The following is a 15,713-nucleotide window of genomic DNA, read 5'->3' on the forward strand; positions in this document are numbered from 1 at the left end:
TCGCATTAACTTTAAACTAATGAAATTAATAGGACCATTTAAGCAGGTGGTAACGCTTGCTAACTTACCCTTAAGAGGAAAACTTTCCGATGAGCAGCTGGAAATTATTGTAGACGGAGGAATTGTAGTAGATCAGAATACCATCCGGAAAGTTGGAAATTTTGAAACATTAAAAACAGAAAATCCTACCATAGAAATTGAACACATTGAAGGAGAACAGGTTGTTCTTCCTGCTTTTGTAGATTCACATACCCACATTTGTTTCGGAGGAAACCGTGCAAATGACTTTGCCATGCGAAATGCAGGGAAAACCTATCTGGAGATTGCAGAAAGTGGCGGTGGAATCTGGAGTTCCGTGCAGCATACAAGAAATGCTTCAGAAGAAGAATTGTTAAAAACTTTAGGAGAAAGAATCAACTTTTTGGTTGATCTGGGAATTACGACCATTGAAGTGAAAAGTGGATACGGTCTGGATGTGGAAAACGAGTTGAAAATGCTTAGAATTATTAAAAAAGCACAGAGTGAAACTAGAGCTACTTTAGTTCCAACCTGTCTTTCAGCCCACCTAAAACCAAGAGATTTTGAAGGAAGCAATCCCGAATATCTGGAATATATCATCACCGAAATTTTACCAAAAGTAAAAGAAGAAGATTTAGCGAATAGAGTAGATATCTTTATCGAAAAGTCTGCTTTTCAACCTGAAGAAAGTAAAGAATTCTTACTTAAAGCAAAAGAATTAGGCTTTGAAATTACCGTTCACGCAGATCAGTTTACCCCTGGAAGTTCAAGAATTGCCGTAGAAGTAGGAGCGAAGTCTGCAGACCATTTGGAAGCAACAATAGATGAAGATATTCAGTTCTTGGCAGAATCTGATACGGTGGCAACAGCCCTTCCGGGAGCGAGTTTAGGATTGGGTGAGAAATTTACTCCGGCAAGAAAATTATTAGATGCGGGCGCTATTGTAGCCATTGCTAGTGACTGGAATCCGGGATCTGCCCCAATGGGAAATTTAATTACCCAGGCATCAATTTTAGCCACTTTCCAGAAACTAACTACCGCTGAAGTTTTGGCTGGAATGACTTTCCGTGCTGCATATGCCCTTAACCTTGAGGAAAGGGGACAGCTGGAAGTAGGAAAAAAGGCAGATTTTGTCACTTTTAAAACCAATAATTTCCAGAATGTACTTTACAATCAGGGAAGCTTAAATGCAGAACATGTATACATTGATGGAAGTCAGATTTAAAATTATAAATTAACCATACTTTGTCATTGAATAAGCTATTTGAGATCTTCTTATTCAATGACATACAATAGGCAAATGACTGAATAATGAGTAATATTTGGCAAGGCAGATTGGACGGAGAAGAACTTCTCTATCACAGATTATTTCAAAGAGTAAAAGAAGAACGTAATTACGACAATATTTCTACAGGAGATTTTGCATTGCATGGTTTTGCTGTAGATGAAGGAGTGAGGAGAAACAAAGGCCGTCAGGGAGCGAAAGATGCTCCGGATGTGATCAGGAAAAATATGTCTAATTTTCCGGTAATTCTTCCGGACTTTTCAATGCTTGACTTTGGGAATGTTACCTGTGAGGATGGTCATCTTGAAAATACTCAGAATAATCTTGCCAAAAATGTGTCAAAAGTACTTTTGAAAGGAGGAAAATCCCTTGTTTTGGGTGGAGGTCATGAAGTGACTTATGCTCATTATTTAGGCGTTAAAACAGCCTTCCCGGAACAAAAGATAGGCATTATTAATATTGATGCTCATTTTGATAACCGACAGCCGGAAAATGGAGTAGGGCCAAGCTCAGGAACCGGATTCTGGCAGATTGCTCAGGAAGGTCCTATCAATTCTTTGCATATCGGAATTCAGAGAAACTCCAATACGTTGAAGCTTTTTGATACGGCCCATCAGTATGGGATGAAATATATTCTTGCAGACGAATTATTTTTTGAAAATCTTACGTCTATCTATCAGCGTATTGATGAGTTGCTGGATAGTGTGGATTATGCCTATCTTACCATTTGTATGGATGTCTTCAATGCATCTGTTGCTCCCGGAGTCTCGGCTGCAGCATATAATGGTATCTTTGCAGATACAGCCTTTATGCATTTTTACAGACATATCTTAAAAAATAAAAAATTACTGGCGCTGGATGTGGCAGAAGTTAATCCTTCTTTTGATATCCAGGACAGAACAGCAAGACTGGCAGCATGTCTTGTGAATGAATGGCTAATGATGTAAGAAAGTTATATTCTTCCGATAGAGAAAATCATTATTTTATTGACCCTTAAGGAATGGAATTTGCTAATTTCACCGTGCTTTTAAAATAAAAGCGCTCATAAATTCATTAGCTGAATTTAAAACAGAAATTTATATTATGGAACAATTAATTGAAAGCAAGCTTATTAAAGCAGATAAAGCGTTTTCAGTGTGGAGAAAAGTGCCGTTTGAGGAAAGGCAGAAGTTAATTGCAAAAGCAGCGGAAATTTTAAAGAATAATTCGGAGAAATTTGGGAAAATAATTACTACAGAAATGAATAAACCCATTTCAGAATCTATTGCTGAAGTGGAAAAGTGTGCTTTAATGATGAATTATTATGCCACTGCTGAAAATATATTAAAACCAGAAAAAGTTGATTCAGAATTTGCTTATTCTGAAGTTCATTATGCTCCGAAAGGAGTGATCTTAGGTGTAATGCCGTGGAACTTTCCTTTTTGGCAGGTGCTGAGATTTGCTACTCCTGCAATTCTAGCAGGAAATACAATCGTTTTGAAACATGCTTCAATTTGTTTCGGAAGTGGAAATGCCATTGAAGAAGTACTTCTGGAAGCAGGTTTTCCTGAAGGTATTTTTCAGAATCTTGAAGTAGGGCATAAAGCTGTAAAAGAAATCCTTGAACATGATGCTGTAAGAGGTGTAAGTCTTACAGGGAGCGGAAAAGCTGGAGGTGAAGTAGCTTCAATAGCTGGTTTAAATATCAAAAAATCTTTACTTGAATTAGGCGGAAGTGATGCTTTCATTATTTTCGATGATGCAGATCTTGAAGCAGCAGCAAAAGCAGGAGCAAAATCCAGACTTCAAAACTGTGGACAAACCTGTACTGCAGCAAAAAGATTTATCATAGATGAAAAGATTGAAGATGCGTTTTTACCAATATTCATTGAAGAATATAAGAAATATGAGATCGGAGATCCTTTGGATAAAGAAACCAAACTGGCAGGGATGGCAAGACCGGACCTTGCTGATGAATTGGAAGCTCAGTTCAACAGAGCATTGGAAAACGGTGCTGAAATCATCATCCCTCTGGAAAGAGTTTCTGAAAATGAATTTAGTCCTGGTTTAATCAGAGTTCAGGAAGGAAATCCAATTTTAAAAGAAGAACTTTTCGGACCTCTTGGTATGGTTATGATTGCAAAAACTGATGAAGAAGCTTTACAGATGGCGAATGATATTCCTTTCGGACTTTCCAATTCTGTCTGGACTCAAAATAAAGACCGTCAGCTATTCTTCATTGAAAACCTTGAATCTGGAACAGTCAATATCAATCGTATGACAAGTTCTGATCCACGTTTTCCATTTGGAGGATCAAAAGCTTCAGGATATGGAACAGAACTATCCTTATTAGCTTTAAAAGAATTTGTGACCGCTAAGACGATTGTAGGTAACTAAATTAGGTATAATGTCATTCCGGGGAACAGAGGAGTCTCAGAGATTCTTCACTTCACTCCGTTTCGTTCAGAATGACAAATTACGTTTATAAGTTAACAGTAAACCTTAACTATAAATAAAAACTCCCGAAAATTCATTTCCGGGAGTTTTTTTATGCTTTGACAAAAAGTAATTTTGCTTATTGCTTATTGCTTATTGCTTATTGCTTATTGCTTATTGCTTATTGCTTATTGCTTATTGCTTATTGCTTATACTGTCGTAAGTCTCAATGTATTTGTTTTTCCGCCTTCATATGATGGAGTAGCATTGATGTTGATTACGAAATCTCCGGTTTCAATGTAACCATAGTTATGCGTTAACATATTTACCTGAATGATCGTTTCGTCAGTAGACTTCTTCATGTCATAGTAATAGGCATGTACACCCCAAAGAAGGTTCAGCATGGTAATTACTCTTCTGTTACCACTATATACGATGATGTGAGAGTTTGGTCTGTGTGCTGCAAGCTGGAAAGCTGTATACCCTGAATGAGTAAGCGTTACAATGGCAGAAACGTTGGTTGTTTTAGCAATTCTTACTGCTGCAAGACAAACCCTGTTTGTAATGAATCTTTCATCGATACAGTTGTAATCTTTTTCGATAGGCTCATTTTTGTGCTGATAGAAATGAGTAGTTTCGATATTCTTTACAATTTTAGCCATGTTTTCCACAACCTGTACCGGATATCTCCCTACAGAAGTTTCCCCGGAAAGCATTACGGCATCAGCTCCGTCCAATACAGAGTTGGCAACGTCATTTACTTCCGCTCTTGTTGGTGTTAAGCTATTGATCATGGTTTCCATCATCTGAGTAGCAATAATTACCGGCTTGGAATAGAATCTTGCTTTTTCTACCAGGTTTTTCTGGATTGCAGGAACTTCTTCCATTGGAACTTCTACTCCAAGATCTCCACGTGCAACCATTAATCCATCACATTCAAGAAGGATTTCCTCAATATTTTTAACGCCTTCTGGCTTTTCAATTTTCGCAATAATAGGAGTCTTGAATTTACCGTTCGGATGTTTTGCAATTAATTCTTTCAGGTCAATGATGTCCTGTGCATGACGAACAAAAGAAAGAGCAATCCAGTCTACCTCCATATCAAGCATGAAATTAGCATCCTGAATATCTTTTTCTGTCAATGCAGGAAGAGAAACGTTTGTATTAGGTAGATTAACCCCTTTTTTGGAACTTAACGGACCTCCCTGAATAGTTTTTGCTTTTACAGTATCTTTTTCATTAGTTTCGATAACCTCCAACATTAGTTTCCCATCATCAATAAGGATTCTTTCCCCTACTTTTACATCTTGTGGAAACTGTTGGTAAGTCATGTACACCTTTGTGGAATCTCCCTCCATCTTTTCATTGGTGAAAGTAAGAATATCACCCGGGTTCAGGTAAGATCCCTCCTTTACAACTCCCACTCTCAGCTTAGGACCCTGAAGGTCTCCAAGGATTCCTACAGAATAACCGTACTCATTGTTTAGCTCTCTAATTATTTCAATATTTTTTCGAACTAAGTCGTAATCTGCATGGGAAAAATTTATTCTGAAAATATCAACACCCGCTTTCATTAAATCTAACATTACCTCCTTCGACGATGAAGCAGGTCCTAGTGTTGCGATAATTTTTGTCTTCTTTAAATACTTATTCATAATACTGGATAATTTGATAAAGTTCCTCATCAGAACTCAGTGTATAATCTTGAATTGGAAACACAAGATTTTCAGGGAGCAAAATTACGGAAAAATCAGGAAACTGTTCCGAACTATGCAGAATATATTCCACATCTACCTGATTATTTAATAAAAATTTAATGTTTTCTTCTTCTGTAAAGAGTTCTGTCTGAATTTTTTTTTGCTTACTTTCAGAAGATTTATTGGAAATGAAGGTAAAACAAGTCTTCGTATACTTGTGGTAGGCTTCAAATCTTGGAAAAAAATAATCATAATAACCTCCATGAAAGACAAGATCTTTCTTTCTTGAAAAATTGAGGTTGTTGGTTTGATTTATTTTGTAGAAAAACTCATGAGCAGGTACATCTTTGGCTAATCTTACCAATCCTATGGCAATATCTTCAAATTCTATATCATCAAGATCATAAAGTTTTTGAATTTCCAAGTATATTTTCTTTTTTGTTTAAAATATAAAATGCTCTCTGTGCTGCTTTTTCCTCTGCTTTCTTCTTGGAAGTCTCTGTTGCATTAGCAATTTTTTCGTCTCCCAGCCATACATGACACCTAAATACGATAGATTTATTAGCCTGTATTTCCTCGCAGGTTTCGTACTTTATATTGACCTTCTTCTTTTGGCTCCATTCGAGCAAGAGACCTTTATAACTTACAATTTTGTTTTCAAGCTTATTGATCTCGGAAGGGGTCAGCAATTTTTCCAAAATAATCCTTTTACAGGCATCATAATGGAAGTCTAAATAAACAGCACCGATTAAGGCTTCAAACAAATTTCCAGAGATATTTTCTCCCAAAGCTGATGAGCTGTTTTGCTTTTGCAAAAGGCTGGTAAGCTTGAGATCTTCTCCTAATTTATTGAGGTTTTTCCTATTAACAATCTTAGATTTCATTTGTGTCAGATATCCCTCATTGGCCTGAGGATAAGTCTGGAACAAATGACAAGAAATAATTGTACCCAAAACAGAATCTCCCAAAAATTCAAGTCTTTCGTAATTGCTGTCTTGATTTTTAGAAGAATTTTTCAAAGAAAAAGCTTCGCGGTAAAGAGCAATATTCTGTACCTCTGTACCCAAAACTTTTCTAAGCTCGGTACTGAGAAAATATTCTCTCTCCGTTAATTGTCTTTTTCTTTTTTTGAGAAGGAATTTAGAAAAGTATTTCTGTAACTCCATTCATTGAATTTAGATTTTCTTAAATAGAACGCAAGCGTTATGCCCGCCAAATCCAAAAGTATTGCTCATGGCTACTTTTACATCTTTCTTAACAGCAGTATTGAACGTAAAGTTGAGTCTGCTGTCAATATTTTCATCATCAGTAAAATGGTTGATGGTTGGAGGAACAGTACCATGAATAATAGTTCCCAATGCAGCGATAGCTTCAATAACTCCTGCAGCACCTAAAAGGTGGCCAGTCATTGATTTTGTAGAATTAATCTGAATGTCATAAGCGTGCTCGCCTAATAATTTAGAAATTGCATTGGATTCTGCGATGTCTCCTAATGGAGTAGATGTACCATGCATGTTGATATGATCTACTTCATCAGCAGTTAAGCCTGCATCTTCCAGACAACTTTTCATTACCAGATAAGCGCCAAGGCCTTCAGGATGTGGAGCAGTCATGTGATGTGCATCAGCACTCAGACCTCCTCCCAGTAATTCTGCATAAATTGTAGCACCACGTTTTACAGCGTGCTCGTATTCTTCAAGAACAATACATCCTGCCCCTTCTCCTAATACAAATCCATCTCTGTCTTTGTCAAAAGGTCTTGAAGCTGTTTTAGGATCGTCATTTCTTGTAGAAAGTGCCATCATTGCGTTGAATCCACCGACACCACTTGCTGTAACGGCTGCTTCAGAGCCTCCGCACACAATAACGTCTGCTTTTCCTAACTGGATTAGCATTTTGGAATCAATTATAGCATTTGCTGAAGATGCGCATGCAGATACAGTAGTATAGTTTGGCCCATGAAACCCATATTCAATTGAAATATGCCCAGGAGTGATATCTGCAATCATTTTTGGGATAAAGAAAGGGTTGAATCTCGGAATTTCCGTATTGGCCCATCCTAAAACTTCAGTTTCAAAAGTCTCTAATCCTCCGATTCCAGAACCCCAGATTACACCAACTCTGTTTTTATCTACATTGTCTTCAATAATTCCGGAATGCGCTACTGCTTCTCTTGCAGCAACAAGTCCCAATTGAGTATTTCTGTCCATCTTTTTAGCCTCTTTCTTATCGAAATGCTGTAACGGATCGAAATTTTTTACCTCGCAAGCGAACTTTGTTTTAAAGTTTGTGGCATCAAAAAGAGTAATCGGAGCGGCACCGCTCTCACCTTTCACAAGATTTTCCCAGTATTCTTTTGCATTATTTCCTATTGGTGTTATTGCTCCAAATCCGGTTACAACTACTCTTTTTAATTCCATAAACTTTGTTTAATTTCTTTTTTGTTGAAGAATATTATTTATTTACTACTTCTTCGATGTAAGCGATAGCGTGTCCTACAGTAGTAATTTTTTCAGCTTGGTCATCAGGGATCTGAATGTTAAATTCTTTTTCAAATTCCATGATTAACTCAACTGTATCTAGTGAATCAGCTCCTAAATCGTTAGTGAAGCTAGCTTCAGGAGTTACTTCTGTTTCTTCAACGTCAAGCTTATCAGCGATGATAGCTTTTACTCTTGATGCAATGTCTGACATAGTAAATTATTTTTTTAATTGTTAGATGGTGCAAATATATAAAATTCTTTACGATAAAACATTTTTTTAGTCTTTTTTGTGGACCAGAAGCTTTTATTTTGGGTTGTTTCTGTTTAGTCTTTTCGTTTTCAGTAGGTTATATTTAATATGTGTAAAATATTGAAATCTAAATTGAATAACGGTAAAATGTTTTACAATAAGAAAGTTTGAGATCGGGTAGAATTTTATCTTAATATGAATAAAACCCAATGGGTAATTGTAAAATTCTATAGCATTATTGAGTTCATTTTTTTGTCGTAAACAATGAGAAATAAGAAAAATCACCTATTTAAATAGATGATTTTCTTTAAGAAATAAATATGAAATCAATGTTTTTTAATTTACTAGTCTTTTTCTTTGGCATAATAAACTGAATAAGGAGAATCTGTAATTCTTCGCATTAGTGTGTCATTAATTTTATAAACTCTAAATTCAGAATTACTATATAAGCTCCCTGTAGTGGGTCTATATGTTATTAAATAAACGTATCCACTACTTGATGATGCTTCATGCTCAACTGCCCATATTATATTTGTAGTTTTCGATTTGTTTATTTGATCATTGAGACTGGAATTGTCATTTAATGAAATAATGTCATCTTTAGTAAATTTTAAGCGTGTAGTAGGAGTCTCTGTTGTATGCCATGTGCCTTGTATCCAGAGTGGTGGGTTGAAGTGTTTAGTTTGAACAGGTGCTGTTGGTTCTTCTTTTTCAAGTAGATTATCATTATCTCCAGAACAACTTAAAACTAAAAATAAAAATGCAAAAAGGGATATTGATAAAGCGTTCTTTGTAATTTTCATAAAATGGATTATTAGTTATTCAATGAATTACTATTCTCTTTTTATTAGAGAATAAAGAATATTAATGTAAATATATGGATTTATTCTAATTACCAAATTATTGAATTTTGAGAGTCTGTAATCTGCAAGAAACAAATAAAAAAACCGCTTAAATAAAATAAGCGGTTTTTGTGGAGTTGGAGGGATTCGAACCCTCGTCCAAACAAGCAATACATAAGCTTTCTACATGCTTATTCTACCATTGGTTTTCGACTGGAGGCAGAGGATAGACACCCAACTACCAGTTTATCTTCTAAAGTTTTCGAACTTTAGCCAAAGCTTCTAAAGCCTTATTTCCGCATTCCTATATCCCAGAATCAAACGCCGCAGAACAGAGCATTTGTGGAATATCTTGCTTCCCTACTGAAATCTTCGGGAAAACGCTTGATCTACTATACTTCGATATTAAGCTGCAAGAGCGAACTCTTCGTTGCCAGTTAAAATTTTGTAGCAAGGGATTATAGAGATCGCGCTACGGTTCTCTGCATGCTTACTTACCCATTGGTCTTGCTGTCGAAACCAGTCAACCCCATGAATAAAGTGATGGCAAAGATAGTGCTTTTTGTTTACATTTCATTAATGTACGTGGTTTTAATAGAAATTAGGAAACAAAATGAGTATCCTGAAGCTATTAATAATTGAATATCCAGTTATTGTGGATAAAATATTATTGTTTGTCAACAGGCTTTAATACAAGGTTTTTTTTAAGACTTAAGATGGAAGAGTGATTGTTTGTTGCAATATATTTTGTGTTCTCATAAAAATTGTCTAGTTTTGCAATCCAAAATGAGATGTAAAATATGTTAATAATTCCAGTAAAAGATGGTGAATCCATCGACAGAGCTTTAAAAAAATACAAGAGAAAATTTGATAAAACAGGAACTGTTCGTCAATTAAGATCTAGACAACAGTTTATTAAGCCTTCTGTAACTTTGAGACAAGCTAGACTAAAAGCGGCTTACAAACAAAGAGCGCTTAGCAAAGAAGAGCAGGCTTAAGATTTTTTCTTAACCATATATTAATTCACTTCTTAAATTCTTATATTTGAGGAGTGAATTTTTATTTTTATACCCATGATGCTGGAAAAGTTTTTAGAATACTTACAATTCGAAAAAAGATATTCTCCTCATACCATTACAAGCTACAAAAAAGACCTTGAAGACTTTTCCCATTTCTTTCTCCGAACAGAATCTTCCGAAAATTTAGCCAGGGCAGACAAAAAGATTATCCGGAATTTTATTGTTGAACTCAGTGAAAATGACATTTCTAAAAGAAGTATCAACAGAAAATTATCCTCGCTCCGTAGTTTCTATCTTTTTCTTTTAAAAATAGGGGAAATTAAAGTTTCTCCTACCGAAGGTATTTCTTCTCTGAAGTTTTACGCTGAGAAACAGATTCCTATGTCTAAAGAGGAAATGGAAGACCTTAATGAAAGGATTTTCGAGGAGGTACATGATGTACTTGAAAAATGCATTATGGAAGTTCTTTATCAGACAGGAATGCGTAAAGCGGAACTTTGTGGCCTGATATTTGAGAATGTTGACTTATATGAAAATGAATTAAAAGTAATAGGAAAGGGGAATAAAGCAAGGGTAATTCCTATTTCCGATGAACTGTCTGAACTCCTTAAAAGTTATCTGGAAATAAGAAATCCGCAGACAGAATTTAAATCATATTTTTTTGTCAATAAGAAAGGGAAAAAACTCAACGAAAAATTTGTTTATGTGGTAGTTAATAAGTACCTTAGTCTTATAACAACGAAAGAAAAAAAAAGTCCTCACATCCTTCGGCATAGCTTTGCTACTCACGTTTTGGATAATGGGGCGGAGATCTCCAAAGTGAAAAAAATATTAGGGCATTCCAGTCTTGCCAGTACTCAAGTCTATACGAATGCTAATATTGAACAATTGAAAAAAGTGTTTAATCAGGCTCACCCTCGAGCATCAAAAAAAGAAGAATTATGAAGATTTCAGTTCAATCAATCGGTTTAACACCACACGAACCACTAGAGTCACACATCGACAAAAAAGTTAGCAAATTGGATACCTTCTATGACAAGATTCAGGAGTGTAAGGTATTTTTGAAAGTAGAAAATAATGCTGATAAAGCAAATAAAACAGCCGAGATTATTTTGGCGGTTCCGGGAGACGATATCGTAGTAAAGAAGACATCTGCAAGTTTTGAAGAAAGTTTGGACCTTTGTGTTGATACTGCTAAAAAGCTATTAATCAAGAAAAAAGAAATGGCATAGGAAAAAAAGTTAAAAAAAGTTTATAAAATATTTGAGAATTCAAAAAATCCGTTCTATATTTGCACTCGCAAAAAAGGAACAGCGATCTTTTGAATTCTTTTTTATATTTGCCTCCATAGCTCAGTTGGCCAGAGCACGTGATTTGTAATCTCGGGGTCGTGGGTTCGAATCCCTCTGGAGGCTCATAAAATATAAACTTTTGGGGAGATTCCAGAGTGGCTAAATGGGACTGACTGTAACTCAGTTGCTTCGGCTTCGTAGGTTCGAATCCTGCTCTCCCCACTTTATATTTTTATAAAAAAAAACTTGCAAGATTAAATAAGTTTTCTTAGTTTTGCACAGCGTTTACCAATAGTTTTGGAAACAAAATTGCGGAAGTAGCTCAGTTGGTAGAGCGTCAGCCTTCCAAGCTGAATGTCGCGGGTTCGACCCCCGTCTTCCGCTCAAAAAAATCACACCATAAAGGTGATTTTTTTTAACACTGAAATATGTAGAGTAGAGTTTCTCGATCAGTTTCAGTCTTTTATTAAAATGCCTCCATAGCTCAGTTGGCCAGAGCACGTGATTTGTAATCTCGGGGTCGTGGGTTCGAATCCCTCTGGAGGCTCATAAAATATAAACTTTTGGGGAGATTCCAGAGTGGCTAAATGGGACTGACTGTAACTCAGTTGCTTCGGCTTCGTAGGTTCGAATCCTGCTCTCCCCACTTTATATTTTTATAAAAAAAAACTTGCAAGATTAAATAAGTTTTCTTAGTTTTGCACAGCGTTTACCAATAGTTTTGGAAACAAAATTGCGGAAGTAGCTCAGTTGGTAGAGCGTCAGCCTTCCAAGCTGAATGTCGCGGGTTCGACCCCCGTCTTCCGCTCAACAAAAAATCATGCTACTTAGTGTGATTTTTTTAGTTGATGCCGACTTAGCTCAGCGGTAGAGTGCTTCCTTGGTAAGGAAGAGGTCACGGGTTCAAGTCCCGTAGTTGGCTCTAATTTTTTTATATTTAAATATAAAAAGTATAAAACACAATTCCGTGAAAAAAAAACAAAACCTTTCTGGTTTATATTTTAAACTATAAAACAATTCTTGTTTTATTAGTTCTTCCGCTTTTAAAGCATATAAATAAAAATTTACATTTTTTCGATAAATATAACAATGGATGGAGCTATGCAGATTGGCTTATTAATTATCAGGACGGTGGATTTAAAAGAAGAGGATTAGGGGGAACTTTGTTTATTTGGCTTCATGACATTACAAATATTCCTTTATACAGGATAGTTTACTTTATTCAGTTTTCTATATATATCATATTTTTCATTTATTTTATACTAATTCTTTATAAAAAGAAACTATCACCTTTATATTTAACTTTAATTTTTACACCTCTTACTTTTTTATTTTACTATTATGATATAAATATTATAGGTAGAAAAGAAATTATTTTTATTACGGTGTATAGTGCTTTTATTTATTATATAAGCAGTAATACTTATCGGAAAAAAACAGAAGTATTAATTATTGGGTTTATATTTTTGTTTTCATTCTTCCATGAAATAATCATTTTTTATATACCTTATTTTATATTTTCATTGTTTTATTTTGATGTTAAATATAAGCTGAAACGAAGTTTAATATATTTAACAGTCTGTATTATACCAATGTTTCTTTTCTCTTTTATAGGGTCAAAAATTAATAATGGAAAATCTTTGCAGATATTGGAACAAAGAGGTGTACTCTTGTCAGGTGATAATATTTTTACATGGGATGAGAATTTAGATATCGTAGCTCAGATTATATCGAAGATTTCAGACTATGGCTTATACGGAATCAGTTTTGTTATAATTTTTGCGGTATTTGCTTATTATATAAGTATTAAAACACCAAACAGTAAAAAGATTTTATTAGGATTCACATTATGTTGTATCATCACAATCCCATTATTTATTATTGCCCTAGATTGGGGAAGATGGCTTCATATACACTTTATGATGTTGTTATTATTTTTAACATCTATTTTGCCCATCCGAAAACTGGAAGAGAGTAGAATAACGCTAAACAAAGAATTGTTTATAAGCCTTATGATTGTACTGATCTTATCAATTTTTCAGGTAAGACACTGTCAGTTTGGTTTTTTATTCAATTTAATTAATAACCAACCCTGAAACTTGTATTTTTATTTATACTTTCTTAAACTCCTGAAAATTTTCTTTAAATTCGTGTAAAATAAATTTTTGATGAATATTCTTTTACTGGAAGATGATCTCATTCTGTCTGCAGAATTGTGCAGATTTTTAGAATCAAATAATTTTAACTGTGATAAGATCTATGACGGAGAGACTTTTCTTCGTCAGATAAAAAATAGTACTTATGATCTGTACTTACTAGATATTAATGTTCCTAAAATAAATGGACTGGATGTCTGTCAAACGATCCGTTCTTTTGACAAAAATACTCCTATCATTATCATCTCTGCCTATGGAGATATCTCTGATAAAAAAGATGCCTTCACCAGGCTGGCTGATGATTATCTTGTAAAGCCATTCCAGTTTGAGGAACTTCTGCTAAGAATCAATTCATTGCTGAGGAGAAAAGCGCCTTCTGATAGTTCAGATCAGGATATTTTAAGAATTGATGACCTTATTATCAATAAAACCGAACAGAAAGTTTATCGTGGAGGTAATGAGATAGCCCTTACCCTAAAAGAATTCCAACTTCTGGTTTATCTTGCAGAAGCACAAGGAAGAACCGTTTCCAAGCAACAGATCACAGAACATGTCTGGGAACATAATTTTAACACGAATACTAACACCGTAGAAGTTTATATCAATTTCCTGAGGAAGAAGATCGATAAAGATTTTAAAATAAAACTGATCCACACCCGTTCAGGTTTTGGATACTATCTAAGCCCATTATAAATGTCTTTAAAAAGAAAGATCGCTTTAACGATAAGTATTGCCTTTTCATTATTATTTGGAATGGTGATGGCGGTCATTTATTTATCTTTTAATGATTTCAGAAGAGATGAGTTTAAAGAAAGATTCAGGCAGAGACTTGAATTTACTTCTCATTTCATCTCAAAATCCAAAGACTTTGAAGAGGAAGCACCCGTTTTTTTCAATGAAAATTCAGATAACATTCTTTTGAATGAAAAGATTTTAATTTTCAATGAGAAAAAAGAATTGATCTACAGTACGATCAAAGACCGAAATGTCATCTGGGATAGTGCCATGCTTAAGGAGCTGGATAAAAAGAAGATTATCTATACAGAAAAGACCGTTCCGGAAATCTATGCAGCACTTAGGAATATCAACGGCGAAAATTATTATATCCTTACAAGTGCTTTTGATACCAATGGGAAATCCAAATTGGGATATCTTAAATATCTTTTGATTACAGCTTATGTGATGAGCACCATGCTTATTGGTTTCTTCAGCTATTATTTTGTGGAAAAGTTCCTCCGTCCTCTGGAAGATCTGAACAAAGAAATCTCTGAAGTTACGGCTCATAAACTCACCACACAGATTCCGGTAGAGCAATCCAATGATGAAGTAAGTGTTCTTGCAAAATCCTTTAATACAATGATTGGAAGGCTGGATGATGTATTTCAGTCACAAAAAGATTTTACAGCCAGTGCTTCGCATGAGATCAGAACTCCTATTACAAGAATGGCATTTCAGCTGGAAAACCTTATTAAGTTTGAAGAACATTCTCCGGAAACTCTGTCTTCTTTAAAACAAATCCAGAGAGATGTATACCAGCTGTCGGATCTGACAAATTCACTTTTACTGCTTACCAAGTTTGATAAAGAAAATATCCAGAGTATTTATGAGGAAGTAAGAATCGATGAAGTCATTTTTGAAGCTTTTGAAGCGGTGGAAAAAAGTTATCCACAACTTAAGCTGGATTTTCTGATCAATGAAGAAAGTTCTGAAAATGCTTTTCTGACTATAAAAGGAATTCAGTCACTATTGGTAATTGTATTTATCAACTTGTTTAAAAATGCAGCGGTGTATTCAGATAATACAGAAGTGAATGTTCTGATCACTGAAACCAATGATAATCTTTCCATCGAAGTTATTTCCCATGGTAATACTATTTCTGAAGATGAGCAGGCTAAACTTTTTGAAGCTTTCACGAGAGGAAATAACGCACAGAATATAGCCGGGTCAGGATTAGGTCTTAGAATCGTCAAAAGGATTCTGGAATATCATGATGCAGATATTATATATTCTTCACCTGAAGAGTATATGAATAAGTTTACACTATTTTTTAAAAAATAAAATGAAAAGCAACTGATATGAAAAACAGTTGCTTTTTTGTTAAACTTCCGATTAAATTTTTTAATAAAAATTCAATAGTTGGAGAAAAATTTACTGATTTCATGTTGTGGTTTGTTGTAGAAACAGCCTGCTCAAGCCTATTTTAATATTTTTTTAAGCGTCATTTAAGTTTCTTTTAATAGCATCAAAGCAATTTTG

Annotated in this window: 14 protein-coding genes, 7 tRNA genes and 1 other RNA gene; 15 read left to right on the forward strand and 7 right to left on the reverse strand. The window is 34.8% G+C overall.

Going from position 1 to position 15,713, the window contains the following annotated elements; all coding sequences use genetic code 11:
- The first annotated feature begins 19 nt into the window (after positions 1-19).
- From hutI to NK356_RS02955, 3 genes are all read left to right on the forward strand, one after another.
- A complete protein-coding gene (gene hutI / locus NK356_RS02945) occupies positions 20-1,243 on the forward strand; it encodes an imidazolonepropionase (protein ID WP_253316225.1) in 1,224 nt (407 codons plus the stop codon).
- Between the two features lie 86 nt (positions 1,244-1,329).
- Positions 1,330-2,250: a formimidoylglutamase gene (gene hutG, locus NK356_RS02950; RefSeq protein WP_034693105.1), complete on the forward strand. Its 921-nt coding sequence runs from the start codon at positions 1,330-1,332 to the stop codon at positions 2,248-2,250.
- A 136-nt stretch (positions 2,251-2,386) separates the two neighbouring features.
- Entirely contained in the window at positions 2,387-3,679 is a 1,293-nt protein-coding gene (locus tag NK356_RS02955; RefSeq protein WP_034693108.1) for an aldehyde dehydrogenase family protein, read from the forward strand.
- Positions 3,680-3,927: 248 nt separating this feature from the next.
- On the opposite strand, the gene pyk is transcribed toward NK356_RS02955, so the two are convergent.
- The 7 genes from pyk to ssrA all read right to left on the reverse strand — a co-directional run bounded on the left by pyk (position 3,928) and on the right by ssrA (position 9,521).
- Complete coding sequence (gene pyk, locus NK356_RS02960; RefSeq protein WP_034693110.1) at positions 3,928-5,373, reverse strand: pyruvate kinase; 1,446 nt, start codon at positions 5,371-5,373, stop codon at positions 3,928-3,930.
- The gene (locus tag NK356_RS02965; protein WP_034693113.1) at positions 5,366-5,839 is read right to left on the reverse strand and encodes an IPExxxVDY family protein; all 474 of its coding nucleotides are present in this window, start codon (positions 5,837-5,839) and stop codon (positions 5,366-5,368) included. Before NK356_RS02965 ends, pyk begins: the two co-directional genes overlap by 8 nt.
- Positions 5,817-6,581, reverse strand: a complete 765-nt coding sequence (gene rnc, locus NK356_RS02970; RefSeq protein ID WP_034693116.1) for a ribonuclease III — start codon at positions 6,579-6,581, stop codon at positions 5,817-5,819. Before rnc ends, NK356_RS02965 begins: the two co-directional genes overlap by 23 nt.
- Positions 6,582-6,590: 9 nt before the next feature.
- Positions 6,591-7,835: a beta-ketoacyl-ACP synthase II gene (gene fabF / locus NK356_RS02975; RefSeq protein ID WP_034693118.1), complete on the reverse strand. Its 1,245-nt coding sequence runs from the start codon at positions 7,833-7,835 to the stop codon at positions 6,591-6,593.
- Positions 7,836-7,869: 34 nt separating this feature from the next.
- Positions 7,870-8,109 (reverse strand): acyl carrier protein, encoded by a 240-nt coding sequence (locus NK356_RS02980; RefSeq protein ID WP_002976354.1) that lies wholly within the window; start codon positions 8,107-8,109, stop codon positions 7,870-7,872.
- 383 nt (positions 8,110-8,492) lie between these two features.
- Positions 8,493-8,951 carry a hypothetical protein gene (locus NK356_RS02985; RefSeq protein ID WP_034693121.1) on the reverse strand — a complete coding sequence of 153 codons (459 nt, stop codon included), beginning with the start codon at positions 8,949-8,951 and terminating at the stop codon, positions 8,493-8,495.
- 168 nt (positions 8,952-9,119) lie between these two features.
- Positions 9,120-9,521, reverse strand: a transfer-messenger RNA (tmRNA) gene (ssrA, locus tag NK356_RS02990).
- A gap of 269 nt (positions 9,522-9,790) precedes the next feature.
- Here ssrA and rpsU point away from each other — a divergent pair.
- From rpsU to NK356_RS03050, 12 genes are all read left to right on the forward strand, one after another.
- Positions 9,791-9,988, forward strand: a complete 198-nt coding sequence (gene rpsU, locus NK356_RS02995) for a 30S ribosomal protein S21 (protein ID WP_034693154.1) — start codon at positions 9,791-9,793, stop codon at positions 9,986-9,988.
- Positions 9,989-10,066: 78 nt separating this feature from the next.
- Positions 10,067-10,954: a tyrosine-type recombinase/integrase gene (locus tag NK356_RS03000; RefSeq protein WP_253316236.1), complete on the forward strand. Its 888-nt coding sequence runs from the start codon at positions 10,067-10,069 to the stop codon at positions 10,952-10,954.
- Entirely contained in the window at positions 10,951-11,241 is a 291-nt protein-coding gene (locus tag NK356_RS03005; RefSeq protein WP_034693158.1) for an HPF/RaiA family ribosome-associated protein, read from the forward strand. Before NK356_RS03000 ends, NK356_RS03005 begins: the two co-directional genes overlap by 4 nt.
- A gap of 109 nt (positions 11,242-11,350) precedes the next feature.
- A tRNA-Thr gene (locus tag NK356_RS03010) sits at positions 11,351-11,424 on the forward strand.
- A gap of 18 nt (positions 11,425-11,442) precedes the next feature.
- Positions 11,443-11,523, forward strand: a tRNA-Tyr gene (locus tag NK356_RS03015).
- An 89-nt stretch (positions 11,524-11,612) separates the two neighbouring features.
- A tRNA-Gly gene (locus NK356_RS03020) sits at positions 11,613-11,685 on the forward strand.
- 89 nt (positions 11,686-11,774) lie between these two features.
- Positions 11,775-11,848 (forward strand) — tRNA-Thr (locus tag NK356_RS03025).
- A gap of 18 nt (positions 11,849-11,866) precedes the next feature.
- A tRNA-Tyr gene (locus NK356_RS03030) sits at positions 11,867-11,947 on the forward strand.
- 89 nt (positions 11,948-12,036) lie between these two features.
- A tRNA-Gly gene (locus NK356_RS03035) sits at positions 12,037-12,109 on the forward strand.
- A gap of 42 nt (positions 12,110-12,151) precedes the next feature.
- A tRNA-Thr gene (locus NK356_RS03040) sits at positions 12,152-12,223 on the forward strand.
- Between the two features lie 1,246 nt (positions 12,224-13,469).
- Positions 13,470-14,150, forward strand: a complete 681-nt coding sequence (locus tag NK356_RS03045; RefSeq protein WP_034693163.1) for a response regulator transcription factor — start codon at positions 13,470-13,472, stop codon at positions 14,148-14,150.
- Positions 14,151-15,515: an ATP-binding protein gene (locus tag NK356_RS03050; RefSeq protein WP_034693166.1), complete on the forward strand. Its 1,365-nt coding sequence runs from the start codon at positions 14,151-14,153 to the stop codon at positions 15,513-15,515.
- The last annotated feature ends 198 nt before the right edge of the window (positions 15,516-15,713 follow it).

Origin of the sequence: Chryseobacterium sp. S0630, from assembly GCF_024158915.1 — a bacterium.
In the GTDB taxonomy this organism is placed as follows: Bacteria; Bacteroidota; Bacteroidia; order Flavobacteriales; family Weeksellaceae; genus Chryseobacterium.